The 13,763-nt window shown below is 68.0% G+C and carries 15 protein-coding genes; 6 read left to right on the top strand and 9 right to left on the bottom strand.

All coding sequences use genetic code 11. From position 1 onward, the window contains the following. Positions 1-4 precede the first annotated feature (4 nt). Positions 5-1,357 (top strand): S41 family peptidase, encoded by a 1,353-nt coding sequence (locus tag PI246_RS12380; RefSeq protein WP_320551599.1) that lies wholly within the window; start codon positions 5-7, stop codon positions 1,355-1,357. Positions 1,358-1,492: 135 nt separating this feature from the next. Here the strand turns inward: PI246_RS12380 and PI246_RS12375 are convergent, their stop codons facing one another. The 5 genes from PI246_RS12375 to PI246_RS12355 are packed head-to-tail and all read right to left on the bottom strand — an operon-like array spanning position 1,493 to position 4,256. After that, positions 1,493-2,107 (bottom strand): S24/S26 family peptidase, encoded by a 615-nt coding sequence (locus PI246_RS12375; RefSeq protein WP_320551598.1) that lies wholly within the window; start codon positions 2,105-2,107, stop codon positions 1,493-1,495. Between the two features lie 4 nt (positions 2,108-2,111). Further along, positions 2,112-2,873, bottom strand: coding sequence for a twin-arginine translocase subunit TatC (tatC, locus tag PI246_RS12370; protein ID WP_320551597.1), 762 nt, complete (start codon positions 2,871-2,873; stop codon positions 2,112-2,114). After that, entirely contained in the window at positions 2,860-3,261 is a 402-nt protein-coding gene (tatB, locus tag PI246_RS12365) for a Sec-independent protein translocase protein TatB (RefSeq protein ID WP_320551596.1), read from the bottom strand. The genes tatC and tatB overlap by 14 nt, the downstream gene beginning before the upstream one ends. Positions 3,262-3,274: 13 nt before the next feature. After that, on the bottom strand, positions 3,275-3,508 hold the full coding sequence (gene tatA, locus PI246_RS12360; protein ID WP_320551595.1) for a twin-arginine translocase TatA/TatE family subunit: 234 nt from the start codon (positions 3,506-3,508) through the stop codon (positions 3,275-3,277). Positions 3,509-3,566: 58 nt separating this feature from the next. After that, positions 3,567-4,256: a lipid-binding SYLF domain-containing protein gene (locus tag PI246_RS12355; protein WP_320551594.1), complete on the bottom strand. Its 690-nt coding sequence runs from the start codon at positions 4,254-4,256 to the stop codon at positions 3,567-3,569. 108 nt (positions 4,257-4,364) lie between these two features. Between PI246_RS12355 and hemH the strand changes: the two genes are divergently transcribed. Continuing rightward, on the top strand, positions 4,365-5,486 hold the full coding sequence (gene hemH / locus PI246_RS12350; protein ID WP_320551593.1) for a ferrochelatase: 1,122 nt from the start codon (positions 4,365-4,367) through the stop codon (positions 5,484-5,486). Then, on the top strand, positions 5,479-6,315 hold the full coding sequence (locus tag PI246_RS12345; RefSeq protein WP_320551592.1) for an alpha/beta fold hydrolase: 837 nt from the start codon (positions 5,479-5,481) through the stop codon (positions 6,313-6,315). Before hemH ends, PI246_RS12345 begins: the two co-directional genes overlap by 8 nt. A gap of 10 nt (positions 6,316-6,325) precedes the next feature. Here the strand turns inward: PI246_RS12345 and cyoE are convergent, their stop codons facing one another. Genes cyoE through PI246_RS12325 form a run of 4 tightly spaced genes read right to left on the bottom strand, consistent with a single transcriptional unit; the run spans position 6,326 to position 9,673 of the window. Then, on the bottom strand, positions 6,326-7,243 hold the full coding sequence (cyoE, locus tag PI246_RS12340) for a heme o synthase (RefSeq protein WP_320551591.1): 918 nt from the start codon (positions 7,241-7,243) through the stop codon (positions 6,326-6,328). Continuing rightward, positions 7,240-8,391: a COX15/CtaA family protein gene (locus PI246_RS12335; protein ID WP_320551590.1), complete on the bottom strand. Its 1,152-nt coding sequence runs from the start codon at positions 8,389-8,391 to the stop codon at positions 7,240-7,242. The genes cyoE and PI246_RS12335 overlap by 4 nt, the downstream gene beginning before the upstream one ends. Then, positions 8,391-8,951, bottom strand: a complete 561-nt coding sequence (locus PI246_RS12330) for a hypothetical protein (RefSeq protein WP_320551589.1) — start codon at positions 8,949-8,951, stop codon at positions 8,391-8,393. The genes PI246_RS12335 and PI246_RS12330 overlap by 1 nt, the downstream gene beginning before the upstream one ends. Next, complete coding sequence (locus tag PI246_RS12325) at positions 8,948-9,673, bottom strand: SURF1 family protein (RefSeq protein WP_320551588.1); 726 nt, start codon at positions 9,671-9,673, stop codon at positions 8,948-8,950. The genes PI246_RS12330 and PI246_RS12325 overlap by 4 nt, the downstream gene beginning before the upstream one ends. A gap of 41 nt (positions 9,674-9,714) precedes the next feature. Here PI246_RS12325 and PI246_RS12320 point away from each other — a divergent pair, with 41 nt between their 5' ends. From PI246_RS12320 to PI246_RS12310, 3 genes are all read left to right on the top strand, one after another. After that, positions 9,715-9,951 carry a twin transmembrane helix small protein gene (locus PI246_RS12320; protein WP_072322441.1) on the top strand — a complete coding sequence of 79 codons (237 nt, stop codon included), beginning with the start codon at positions 9,715-9,717 and terminating at the stop codon, positions 9,949-9,951. Positions 9,952-10,276: 325 nt separating this feature from the next. After that, positions 10,277-12,457 carry a hypothetical protein gene (locus PI246_RS12315; protein ID WP_320551587.1) on the top strand — a complete coding sequence of 727 codons (2,181 nt, stop codon included), beginning with the start codon at positions 10,277-10,279 and terminating at the stop codon, positions 12,455-12,457. Continuing rightward, a complete protein-coding gene (locus PI246_RS12310) occupies positions 12,454-13,671 on the top strand; it encodes a hypothetical protein (RefSeq protein WP_320551586.1) in 1,218 nt (405 codons plus the stop codon). The genes PI246_RS12315 and PI246_RS12310 overlap by 4 nt, the downstream gene beginning before the upstream one ends. Positions 13,672-13,763 lie beyond the last annotated feature (92 nt).

The raw sequence follows: 13,763 nt of genomic DNA, 5'->3' as shown, positions 1-13,763 counted from the left end.
ACGCATGCGTCAGCTTCCCCCGCGATTCGTCTTCGCGCTCGCCCTGGGTGCGGCGCTGGCAGCACCCGTCCATGCGAAGCAGGACGGTGCGACGCCACCCGTGCGGCAACCCGACGCGCCGGCGGCCTCGTCGACGGCGGCGGCGAATGTCGCCACGAAGGCCGACGATGGCGTCGATCTCGACGACATTCGCAATTTCACGCGGGTCTACCACATCGTGCAGCAGGCCTATGTCGAGAAACTCGACAACAAGACGATCATGAAGGCCGCGATCTCCGGGATGCTGGAGAACCTCGATCCGCACAGCGAATACCTCGACAAGGACGGCCTGGCCGAACTGGACGAGGACACCACCGGGCAATACGGCGGCCTCGGCATCGAGGTGCTTCAGGTCGACGGCGCGCTCAAGATCGTCTCGCCGATCGACGACACCCCCGCGTCGCGCGCCGGTATCAAGGCGGGCGATACGATCCTCAAGGTCGACGGACGAGTGGTCGACAGCCAGAACATCGACGACGCATTCAAGAAGCTGCGCGGCGATCCGGGCAGCAAGATCACGCTCACCATCCTCCACGAGAAGTCGGACAAACCGATCGACGTGCCCATGGTACGTGAGCGCATCAATGTCACGAGCGTGAAGGTCCGCCCGCTCGAGGCCGGCTACGTGTACATCCGCCTGAGCCAGTTCCAGGAGGACACCGCCAGCGACCTGGAGAAGAAGCTGGGCGACTACATCCGTAAGAACGGCGCGCCCAAGGGCGCCGTGCTCGACCTTCGCTCCAATCCCGGCGGCCTGCTGACCACCGCGGTGGGCGTGGCCGACACGTTCCTCGACAGCGGCGGCATCGTCAGCACCAAGGGCCGCCTGCCGGATGCCAACCTGCATTTCGACGCGCACCCGGGCGACCTGCTCAACGGCGCGCCGATGGTGGTACTGGTGGACAACGGCACGGCATCGGCCGCCGAAATCGTGTCCGGCGCGCTCAAGGACAACCACCGCGCCCTGATCATGGGCCGGCGCACGTTCGGCAAGGGCGTGGTGCAGACGGTGTTGCCGCTCGACCAGGACCACGCGGTGAAGATCACCACCGCTCGCTACTACACGCCCAACGGTACGTCGATCCAGGCCGAAGGCATCAAGCCGGACATCGCCCTGGCCGATCTCGCGGTCACCAAGAGCGATGCGACGCCGCCACTGATCGGCTCGGAAGCCGACCTGCCGAACCACCTCGTGAACGAGAAGGCATCCACCGACGACAAGGGCTCGGCGGACGACGACGGCAAGCTGGCCATCGAAGACTACGCGCTATCGCAGGCGCTTAACGTGCTGAAGGGACTGGCGATCGGGCGGCGGTGAGGTGACGGCGTCGCAGGGACGCCGGGGCGGTTGTGGCCTCGACGGCGGCGTACGGCCTGGATGGGGGACACTGCCGACACGTGGCTGGCGTTTCGCGAACACGGCGCGCTCCTCGCCGCGCGCAGCGAAATGCGGTTACCAGAAGCGCCACCACGGCCGCGCGGAACGGGCCATGCGGCGACGCAGCCGGCGCGACGCCGCCCGGGGAATCACCTCCGCGCCCAGCTTCCAGCCGTCGAACGCGGCACGGCCATAGGCGGCGGCACCGAAATCGTATTCGAACCCGGTGTACATCTCGGCCAGTTCCACGGGCAGCGCGACAAAGCAGTCGACGTCGCGTCCCTCCTCGTCGGCGATGTCCTGCTCGGATTCGAAGCGCGCATGCAGCACGTCGAAGCCCGGTGGTAAGGCGCCGCTGGCGGCCAGCACGCGTACCTCGTCGTCGCGCGCGGCGTGCTCCACGTGCCAGAGCACCGCGCCGTCGTCGTAGCAGGTAGCCACGCTGTATGCCGTTTCGTCGTGTTGCACGCTCACCACCCGGCAACCCTTCGACAAGGGCAGCAGGGTGTCTTCGGTGAGCAGGGGCGAGCCGGCGCGCGCCACCACCACGAACCACCCGGACGGTAGCGCCAGGCAGAAGCCTCGCCGCGCGCGCGGCGAGGTGTCGCCGTTGCGGACGAGATCGAGCTCGGCGAAGACCGCCGCGTCGTCCTTGCCCTTCACCGCCAGCCAGCCGAGCGTCGCGGCCACCGGACTATTCCCGCCCGGCGGACGGTTTCAGCAGGAAGCGCACCGACAGCAGCCCCAGCTCGTAGAGCAGGCACATGGGCACCGCCAGCATGACCATCGACAACAGGTCGGGCGGGGTGATGAACGCCGCGATGGCGAAGGCACCCACGATGGCGTAGCCGCGCCCCTTGCTGAGCTTCTCGGCATCCACCACGCCGATCGCGGCGAGGATCACCACAGCCACCGGCACCTCGAAGCACAGGCCGAAGGCAAAGAACATCAACATCACGAAATCGAGGTAGTGCGTGATGTCCGTCATCATCGCCACGCCGTCGGGCGTGACCGCGTTGAGGAACTTGAAGGCCGCCGGCATCACGACGAAATACGCGAAGGCGCAGCCGGCGTAGAACAGCACCAGCGCGGCGACGAGCAGCGGCTTGGCCAGGCGCTTCTCGTGCTTGTAGAGGCCGGGGCTCACGAAGGCCCAAAGCTGGTAGAGGATCATCGGCATGCTGATGAACAGCGCCACGAAAAACGCGAGCTTCAGCGGCGTGACGAACGGGCTGGCGACCTCGGTGGCGATCAGGTGCGCGCCTTGCGGCATGCGGTCGACCAGCGGCTTGGCCAGCTCGGCATAAAGGTGGTTCGCCACCGGCACGAGCGCCAGCAGCACCAGCAACAGCACCACGATCGCGCGCAGCAGGCGCGAGCGCAGCTCGATCAGGTGCGAGAACAACCCCGCTTCGAGGCCGTCGTCAGCGGACGGATCGGGCTCACGTGCGGTCATGCGGTTCAGTCCTGGGCGGCACGGGGTCGGGCGAAGGCACGACGGCGGGCGGGGTGCCGTCGGTTGCGGCGCGCGCGGCCTGGGTGTCGGTGAAGGTATCCCGCATGCGATCGCCGGTGCGGCGCATCTCATCGCCCGCGACGCGCAAGTCGTCCCGTACACCCTCGTGGGCGGAGCGCGCCTGCTCGGCGGTCTCACGCAACGTGCGACGAATCTCTTCCGCCTGGATTTCGCGCTCTACCTCGGAGCGCACGCTGTCCCAGCCGTTTCGCACGCGGCGCAGGAGCGCACCGGCCGTGCGCGCGGCGTGGGGGAGGCGTTCGGGCCCGAGGACGATGAGCGCCACCAGCGCGAGCAGCAGCAGCTTGCCGAAGCTGATCTCGATCATGGTGGCGGCGCGATCACGGGGTCCGGTCGTGCGGCTCGGCGTTCTCGCGCTGGGCCTGCGCCGACGCCGCCGGCGGCGGGTCGGCGCGCAGCTTTTCGGCCTCGCGACGGGCTTCTTCGTCGCCATCCAGGCCCTTCTTGAAGTCGCGCATGGCACCGCCCAGGTCCGAGCCGATGTTACGCAGCTTTTTCGTGCCGAAGATCAGCACGACGACGAGCAGCAGGAGGACGATATGGGTAATGCTCATGAAAAACCTCGGAAGCCCCCAAGGGGCCGGTAGGACGGATGGCGCCCCCCGGGCGCCGTCACTTCTGAGTGTACTCCTCCAGTTTATCCCGGAAATTGATCACTTCGGGCGGGACGTTCGTCACGCCGCCTTCGAAAATGCGACGTGGCGTCTTGTCCGAGCCGTAGACGGCGGCGTTGGAATCGTCGTCAATGCTGATCCGGGCACCCTGCAGCGCCACGCCCGCGAACAGGCCCTTGGAACGCGAATAGGTGTAGATCTCCGCGTTCATGTTGCCGTTGGTGGCAGCGGAGACCGAACGGCCCACCGGACCGGCGGCGGCACTCGCGTCGGCGCCCAGGGTGAACTGCCCGTCGATGATCTTGTTCACGCCGCGATCGGTGAGAAACACCAGGATCACGTCGTTGGACTGGATGCCGATCTGGAAACCCACGCCCGCCGAGGCGGTGGAGATGAAGTTGGGATTGGACCAGGTGCCGTCGCGGCCCTTGATGGCGATCAGGCCTTCCCCCTTGCCGCCGGAGAAGACGAAGCCGGCGCGCACCATGCCCGGGATCACGGCGATGGCGTAGGCCTTCTTGAGCAGGTCGGAGGGAATGGACTTGTCCGGCGCGTCGTTGATCATCTCGTCGAGCACCCGGACGGCGTTGCGCGCCTGCTCCAGCGGCGGATCGGCGGCCTGCGCGGCCATCGAGGGCACGAACGCGAGGAGGCCGAGGGCGAGCAGGCGGTGGAAGCGTGGGGACATCGGGGAGGCTCCTATCGGTGCGGAAGGCATCGGCTGCGGCGATCGAACGCGAGCCTGGTCGCGTCGGCCTGTGGCAGACTGCGACGATCCCCGCGACAGCCGACGCCGATGCCAGGTACGCCAAACTATACCGGCCTTGCCGGTCATTCCCACGACATCCCTGCCCGCGCCGGTGTGCTGCTGGTTAACCTCGGTACACCCGAGGCGCCCACCGCCGCCGCCGTACGGCCCTATCTGGCGCAGTTCCTCGGCGACCCGCGGGTGATCGAATACCCGCGCCTGCTGTGGAAAGCGATCCTCCATGGCGTGATCCTGCGCGTGCGGCCCAAGCGCTCGGCGCACGCCTACTCGCGCATCTGGACCGAGCAGGGGTCACCCCTGCGCGTGGGCAGCGAGGCCCTTGCCGCCGCGCTCCAGGCCGAGCTGGCGCAGCGCCGGCCCGGACCTGTCCGGGTCGAGCTGGCGATGCGCTATGGCCGCCCCGCCGTGGCCGACACGATCGCACGCATGCAGCGCGAGGGCGTGCGCCGCCTGCTGGTGCTGCCGCTCTACCCGCAGTATTCGGCCACGTCCACGGGCAGCGTCTTCGATGCCGTCGCCGATACGGTCAAGGGCCTGCGCTGGCCGCCGGAACTGCGCCAGATCAACGATTACCACGACGATCCGGCCTACATCGCCGCGCTGGCCGCGAGCGTGCGCGCCCACTGGGACCGCCACGGGCGCGGTGAGAAACTTCTCATGAGTTTCCACGGCATCCCCGAGCGCTACCTGCGCGCGGGCGATCCGTATTTCTGCCAGTGCCACGCCACCGCGCGCCTCCTGCGCGAGGCGCTCGGCCTGACGGACGAACAGGCGCCGATGTCGTTCCAGTCGCGCGTCGGCCGGGAGCGCTGGCTGCACCCCTACACCGACGAAACGGTCAAGGCGCTGGGCCGGGACGGCGTCAAGCGCCTGGATGCGATCAGCCCGGGCTTCGCGGTGGACTGCCTGGAAACCCTCGAAGAAATCGCCATGCAGAACGCGGAGTTCTTCCGCGAGGCCGGTGGCGAATCGATGCGCTATATCCCCTGCCTCAACGCGGATGCATCGCACGTGGACGCGTTGGCGGCGCTGGTGTTGCGGCATACGCAGGGCTGGCCGGAGTTCTCGCCCGGCTACGATGCCGCGGCCGCGGCCACGGCCCTGGCCGCGGCACGCGAACGAGCCCGCCGGGCCAGCCAGGGTGCGTGAGCTGCGGGTCGCTATCCCCGGTCTCGAACTGGCCGGACTGGCGTGGGGACAACCGGACGCGCCGCCGCTGCTCGCGATCCATGGCTGGCTCGATAACGCGGCGAGCTTCGCCCGTATCGCGCCACGACTGGCGGAACGCTTCCACGTCATCGCGCTCGACCTGCCCGGCCACGGTCATTCGCAGCACCTGCCACCGGGTGCGGTGTATCAGCATGTCGACTACGTGCGGGCCATGCTGGCCGCCGCCGACGCGCTCGCCTTGCCGCGCTTCCACCTGCTCGGTCATTCCCTCGGCGCGGGCGTGGCGACGATGCTTGCCATCGCCGCGCCCGAGCGCGTCCGACACCTCGCCTTGATCGAAGGGCTGGGCCCCTTGGGCGACGATGGTTCGCGCACGCTTGAACGCTTTCGCGAAGCCATGGCCACGGGACACTCGGGCCAGCGCCCCCTGCGGGTGTTCGGCAGCGTCGACGACGCGACCGCCGTGCGTGCGACGGTCAGCGGACTGGACCCCGCCCTCGCCCGCCCCATCGTCGAGCGCGGCCTGCGCGAGGTGATCGGCGGCTACAGCTGGCGGAGCGATCCCCGCCTGTCGAAGCCGACGGCCATAAGGCTCGCGGAAACGCAGGTCATGTCGCTGCTGCTGGGCCTGGCCGCGCCCACATCGCTGTTGCTCGCGCAGCCGCACGCACCCTACCTCGAACCGGACGCACTGCAGGTGCGGATCGACTGCGTGGCGGACATCACGGTCACGCCCATGAACGGCGGCCATCACCTGCAGCTGGAGCATCCGGACGCGGTCGCGGGCTGGCTGCTCGCGGCGCTGTAGACCAGGCGGGTCACACCACCGGGTCGAAACGGATCGCCGGATGCACCATCGGCTCCACGAGCCAATGATCGGCAAGCAGGAATGCGAACAACACCATCAGGTAGACGATGGAGTAGTTGAACACCTTCATGGCGAAGAAGTCGTCCGGCGGGTTGAACAGCCGCACGGCGTACCAGAGGAACCCGCCGCCGAGCACCACCGCGCCCAGCAGGTAGATCAGCCCGCTCATGCCGGTAAGGAACGGCAGCAGCGTCACCAGGAACAGCAGCACGGTGTAGAAGAAGATGTGCCAGCGCGTGTAGCGCACGCCGTGCGTCACCGGCAGCATCGGCACCTGCGCGCGCGAGTAGTCGTCGACGCGGAAGATCGCCAGCGCCCAGAAATGCGGCGGCGTCCAGACGAAGATGATGAGCAGCAGTTGCAGCGCGTAAGGATGCAGCGAGCCGGTGACGGCGGTCCAGCCGAGCACGGGCGGCGCGGCGCCCGCGATGCCGCCGATGACGATGTTCTGCGGCGTGGCGCGCTTGAGGAATGCGGTGTAGATCACCGCGTAGCCGATCAGCGAGAAAAACGTGAGCGTCGCCGTCAGCACGTTCACCAGCAGCACGAGCACGAGCATCGCCACCACGCCCAGGGTCGTGGCGAAGACGAACACCTGCATCGGCGTGAGTTGCCCGGTGGCCAGCGGGCGATGCGAGGTGCGCGCCATCAGCCGGTCGATGCGCTGGTCGATCAGGTGGTTGTAGGCGGCCGCCGAGGCCGACGCCAGCCAGATGCCGAGCGTGCCGAACACCACGGCGTGCCAGCCCGGCAGGAGACGCTGGCCGTTCTCGTCCACGGCGAGGAACATGCCGATGACGGCGCAGAACACCAGCAGGGCGACGACGCGAGGCTTGGTCAGTTCGAGGTACTGGCGGAAGGTGTTCAAAGCGTCTCTCTCGTCGCGGGCAGCCGCTGGGTGCGGGCCAGGGCGGCCAGCAGGGTGAACAGCAGCAGCGCGGCCACGCCATTGTGCGCCGTGGCGACCGGCAAGGGCAGGCCCAGGTGAACGTTGCCGATGCCCAGCAGCACCTGGACCACGAGCACCGCGCCCACGGCGATGCCGATGCGACGCAGGCCACGGCGTGCCAGCCGGTGGGAGAGCCAGGCCAGGTAACAGAACGTCACCAGCGCGCCGATGCGGTGGGCGACCTGGATGGCGCTGCGCGCGGCCATGTCGAGTACGCCGCCTTCGTAGTTCACGCCCACGCCACGCCAGAGCACGAACCCCTCGTGGAAATCCGTGGCGGGCCACCACTGGCCGAGGCACTTGGGAAAATCGGTGCCGCAGGCCAGCGCCGCGTAGTTGGAACTGGTCCAGCCGCCGAGCGTGATCTGGCACACCAGCACGGCTATGCCAACGACCACCGGCGCACGCAGCGCGGCGTACCGATCGTCGGGCGTGCCAACCCGCCACCAACGCAACGCGGCCCAGGCCAGGAGCCCGAACGTGGCCAGGCCACCGAGCAGGTGGCCGGTCACCACGATCGGCTTCACCAGCAGGGTGACCGTCCACATGCCGAGCATGGCCTGGAAGATGATGACCGCGAGCGCCGCCACACCCACGCGCCACGCGCCCGGGCGATCGAGCGTGAATGCCGCGATCAGCGGCAACGCGATCGCAAGCACCGACAATACCGACGACACCACATGCTCGCCACGGACGTAAAGCACCACCCCGGCCGCGGCGAACACCGCCGCGGCGACGATGCCGGCCACCGTGACCCGTCGTCCCCAGGCGCTGACCAGCGCGATCGCCAGCACCATCACGCCGAGGCCGCCCGCGAGGAAGCGGTGCACCTGCTCGCGCCAGGCCTTGTGCGTCTCGTAAGGCCGATCGGGGAAGGCCTGGTTGGCCTGCGCGATGTCCTGCGCGTGGCCCGGCCAGGTGACCTTGCCATAGCAGGTGGGCCAGTCGGGACACGACAGGCCCGCGTTGGAGAGCCGCACGAACGCGCCGAACATCACGATGCAAAAGGCGAAGATCGCCGCCAGCAGCGCGAGCGTGCGCAGGGTCTTCAGGGCGCGGGGAGACATCAGCGGATCACCTTCTGCAGGTCTTTGCGCAGGCCGTTGGGATCGAAGCCGGCCGGATACCACGCCAGGGCGGTGCCGTTGGATTCGACCAGCACGGCGGCCACGCTATCGGGTTCGGTGGCGCGGAACGACGCGAACGCGCCGGTGGTGTCGTCGCCGCGCGCGTAGTCGTCCATCACGCCAGCCGCGTCGCGCGGCGGCTCGCCCAGGTAGAGCAAGCGCAGGCGATCGGCATTGCGATTGAGCACGATGCGGGCGTTACGCATCAACCCCAGCGTGGCGACGCAGCGCGCGGCGCAACCGGGCCCCGGCAAGGCCACCAGCGTGAGCCGGGGTTCGCTGTCGCGCCACGCCCAAGGCCGGCCATCGACGTCGATGCGCACGTCGGCCATGCTGCGCTGCGGCACGATCGGACGGCCATTGCCCTTGCCTTCGGGTTGCCAGTCGCTGAGCGTGAGCAGGCCCGCCGCCACGATGGGGGCGAGAAACACGAGCATGATCAGCACGAGCTTGGTCCGGCCGCGGCCGGGACGGGAGGGGTGGGCGTGGGAATCGGTCATCGGTCCGTCGGTCGGCGTCGTTTGCGATGCAGGATGAAGAAGATCACCACCGCGGCGAGCGCGAAGGTAAACCACTGGAAGGCGTAGGCACGGTGGCGTGCCGGCGGCATGACCGCAGGCGTCCAGTCGCGCGCGTAGAGCGAACCGGGGTCGGCGTCGAGCAGAAGCACGCGCGGGTACACCAGGCGCCCGAGATCGGCGCCGATGTCCTTGAGGTCGACGTAGACCATGGTTTTTTCCGGGCCTCGCTGTTCCGGCAGGCGATCGCCGCCCATGCGCACCCCGACGCCCGGCGGCGGCACGTACAACCCCCGCACCGTCGTATCGCCCGAGGGCAGCGGCGGCAGGTGCGGGTTGGCGCCGCCGTCCTTCGGCAGGAAGCCCAGACCGACAAGCACGAGGCGATCGCTGCGCGCCGGCGCGAAGGGGACGTAAACCAGCACACCCACGCGGCCGCCGTGCGACTGGTCATCGAGCAGATACACACGGCCGGGAACGAAATGGCCATGCAGCGCCAGGCGGGGATAGGCGTCGACGGGCGGGGTTTCCGGGATGTCGCCGAACGTCTCCACGCCGGCCGCGGCCGCCGCGGCATAGCGTCGCAGCAGGTCTTCCTTTTCGCCCGCGCGATCGAGCTGCCACATGCCCAGGCGCACGAAAACCAGCACGCCCACCACGGTGAGTGCGACAGCGAACCACGTCGGGCGGCGCATGAAGCTCATGCAAGGAGCCTGCGGGCCGCCGCTATACTCGGATTGTCGCAATGGGGCGGAACGGTCACGTGGAAACCATCTACAAATACGCGCTGGTGATCCTGCTGCTGGTGGTTCTGTTCAACCTTGGGCAGGCCCTGTTCTTCATGATGACCGACAAGGGCCAGAGCAAGCGCACCGTCTGGGCGCTCACCCGTCGCATCGGCCTGTCCCTGCTGCTCATCGCCATGGTGGCGCTGGGCATCTTCATGGGCTGGCTGCACCCCCACGGGGTCGGTCAATTCTAACCCGCGGTCGCAGGGGGCCAAGGCGCGGTGCGGCAATCGGTGCCGGCGCCCACGACGTGAATCCCGGCGACGCACGCGAGCGTCATCCGCGCGCACCCGGCTAATCGAGAAATCCCTCATCCGCCGATCGGTCGCCAACCGACGGCGACGCGCCTGAACGCCTTGATTTCCAACGAAGCGCGATCCCACGGCGGGCACGGCCTGCCAACCTTCCGGTGTGGACCGCTTTTCGGAATCGGCAATGACGCTGCGTTGGACGCACCTCGGGGCGGGCCTTGGAGGCCTGGGTGCATTGGGAGTCGCCCCTTATCTGGCCGGGATAGGCATGCTGTCGGCCCTGGGATGGCCGTGGGACGACCTGCGTCCGGGCCTGGCCTGGGCCTTCTGGCAAGTGCGCGACCTGCCCGAGTATGCGCCCTACGCCACGCGCATTCGTTGGGGCGGCGGCCTCGGACTGGCGCTCGCTCCGCTGGGGTGGGCCACTGCCGTCGCCGTGGTGTGGTGGCGTAGACGTCGCCACGGCCCCTCCCACGCCCCCGTTTTCGCTCGCGCCTCGGCCCTGGCGCCGATCTGGCCCGATGCGTCGACGGCGCGCTTGCCCGACGACGAATCGGCGCTGATCGTCGCACCGGATTACCCGCGAGCCGCCGACGCGTTGTGGCCGGCCCTGCGTACCTTGCCGACGCCCTTGCTCATCGTGGATATCGACGGCGCGCTGTACGCCGCGACCGCGGGATGGCGCGCCACGCTGGGCCCCGTGCGGTGCATCGCCCCCCTCGGCGAGGGCACGCCATGGAATCCGCTGGCGGCGGCCTGCCATGCCGAGGGCCTGGACCCGGATGCGGTCAGGACGCTCGTGGACGGCTGGTATGCCACGGGCACCCCGCTGATGACGAGCCTTGTGGGGATCGCCTTCCGGGCGCTGCTCGGCGTGGTGAACGACACGCTCCGTCATGCAGGGGATTCGTCACGTCCCGCGCCGGGGGATTTGGCGCGGCTGGCGCACACGCCGCTGCGCCGCGCCGCGCTCGACCACCTGGCGACACGTCCGGGCCTGACGGCGAACACGCAAGCGGACCTCACCGCCTGGCGACGCGCCGACGACGACACGCTCGACGCCATCGAAAGGCATCTGCGACCGCCACTGGCCGCGTTTCTCGCCCCCGAACGGGACACGTCGACGCGAGGAACCGCCGTGCGCCTCGAAGGGACCGTGTTCCTGACCGTGCCCTACCGGCGCCGCGCCGACGTCGTGCCGCTGCTGAACGCCTTGCTTGGCCACTATCGGCATCCGCCCACGGTGGTCGTCCACGGGCTCGACCTGCTGCCGCCCCTGCCCCACGTCCCTCGCCTCCTGGCGACGGCGGTGTCCATGCATCGACTGCTCGACATGCACGGGAAGGACGCGGATCGGTTCGCCCGTCGCTTTCGATTCGTGACGTGGCAGGGTCCCGGCCAACGAGCCGACACCGACAACGAGATCGAGGCACTGGGTGCGTATCTCTCCGCCCACGGACACCACGGCAAGCGCCTCGCCGCGGACGCGTTCCGCACGGCCTTGCAACGACTACGCGCCCGCCAACACGCCGTGGTCTCACCGGCGCTCTGGCCACCGGTGCGTTGTCGGGTCGCCACTTGCCGACCACCGACGCCCACGACACCTCGTCCGCATCACGAAGGAGAACCGATGAAACGCCCCCTATCCATTGCTGCGCTCCTCGCGTCGCTCGCCACGGTCCAAACGAAAGACGCCCACGCCTGGCCGATCGTGTACGACGCCCCTGCCCGGGCCATCCCCTCCAAGGTGGTCAGCCTGGGGCCGCATCGCTTCCGCCTGCCGATGAACATCTTCGACGGGCAGGACGGCTATAACCCTGAAGGCACGGTCATCCTTCTTGCCCTGCGCTGGCCGACGCTTGAGGCCCTGCCGATGGGCGTTAATTACCACGACATCAACGAGGACTTCATTTCGACGATCCGGATCGCCGTGACCTACTTCTCCCGGCTCAGCGACGAGCAGGCACGCGACTTTCTTCGCCATAACATCCATCCAGGGAGCGGCGCGGATCGCTTCACACGCGAAGACCCTGCCGACAATCTGGAGCTTCGCCTCAAAGGGGATGCGCACCACGGTTTGACGCCTTACTACCTGGATACCGAGCGTCTGAAGGCCTATTACTCGAAGGAATTCGGACCCCAGAGCCCTGCGGTGACGAATGCGGACGACTGGGGAGAAGACTGGTACGTCCGCATGGATGACCGCGGCATACCGTTGACGCACATCTCATGTACCACGCGCCTTCGGCCCGATGGTGTAGCCATCATCGATCATCGCCCCGTGGACGACGTGCCCGCGCGTAGCCGCGCCACGTGCACGCACCAGTTCATCCTGCCGCAATACAAGGCTTTGGTAAGCGTGGACTACCTCCGAGTGATGCTCCCGGACTGGAAGCGCATGGAAGATCGCGTCATCGCCATACTTCGTAACGCAGAGGTGGTCGAATGACTCGACCCGGATTGGACGAGCGGGACATACGGGTTCTGAGCCATTATGCGAAGAACGGAAATCGCGAACTCTATTGGAACTACCTTGCCCAGCTACCCGGTAATGACGGTTATGGAAAGCTGGCTCTCGGCGTCGTTCGCAACGACAACATCCCCGGCGCCACAGCCAATGCCTACGCGGCAGCCTACGCACGCAATCATGACCACAAGACGCTGACCGAGCGCGATTGGGATAACTTTGGCATCGATCTCATGCGAAGGGACTTCGCCTATCGAAAGCAACTTGTCGATGACGGGTCTCACCACGAGGCCCTCAACCTTCCCGTCTGGAACGTACAGAAAGCTCACGACAAGTCATTCGAGAATATCCACGTCGACCCCAACGCCTGGACGCCGCGAAAGCTCCTCGAAGCCGCGCGCGCCGATGGTGAAGCCGAGGCGGAAAAGGTCTGGGCCCAACTGCTCGACAACGGCGCGATGGGCCTGCATCGCGGCAAGGACGTGCTCATGCGGCTCGCCAGCGAGCACCACATGCCCTCCGGCGAGGTCACCCGCTACGCCATCGACATGGCAAGCGCCTATGCCACGGCCACCGACGACCGATCGCATGTCCCACCGGATGTCGTCGGTACGAGCGACCTGTATTACGAGCGGGGCGCCGATGGCCGCTGGATCCAGATACAGCAACTTCCCGCGAATCCCGGCATGCCTGCGACACCCTGGATACATGAGGTCAAACGGCCCGCGATGCTAAGCGAACTGGAAGACATCCATCGCCTGCGCCTGGAACGCCAATCGGCGCGCGAGGCCTTCGCCCCCGACGATCCGGGCAAGCTCGTCGCCTCACCCCATCCGCTCGCCGACATCCGCCCCACGACCTCCCTGCCCAAGCCGGGCGACGATCCGCTGTACGCCGCGATCCGTCACCAGTTGCCCTTCGAGGTTACCGACGACAAAGTCGCCGAGGTCGCCCTGCAGGCGCGCCACATCGGCATCCGGAAACCCTCGCAGATGGCGGGCGTGTCGATCCACGATGAACGCATCGTCTGCGAAGCCATCCACAGTGGCCTGTGGACCGACGTCGCCGTACGCACGCCCGCACCGGCGAAGGACGAGAGCCTGGCGATGGCGCAGCAACTGGACCAGCACGCCATCGACGCGCGGTCACAGCGAACGATGGCGATGCTGCACGAAGGGCCGGCCATGCGTCTGTAGCGCCGTACGTTTCTGACGTATATCGCGCCCCGCGGGGCGGCGCGCCATCGGGGCCTTGCCTGCCGTGCTCGCCCCCTCGACGAAAAAACCCG

It is taken from the genome of Luteibacter sahnii (assembly GCF_034063545.1).
GTDB lineage: Bacteria > Pseudomonadota > Gammaproteobacteria > Xanthomonadales > Rhodanobacteraceae > Luteibacter > Luteibacter sahnii.
The sequence above is the reverse complement of the archived record's forward strand: the minus strand, read 5'-3'. Positions and strand labels throughout refer to the sequence as shown.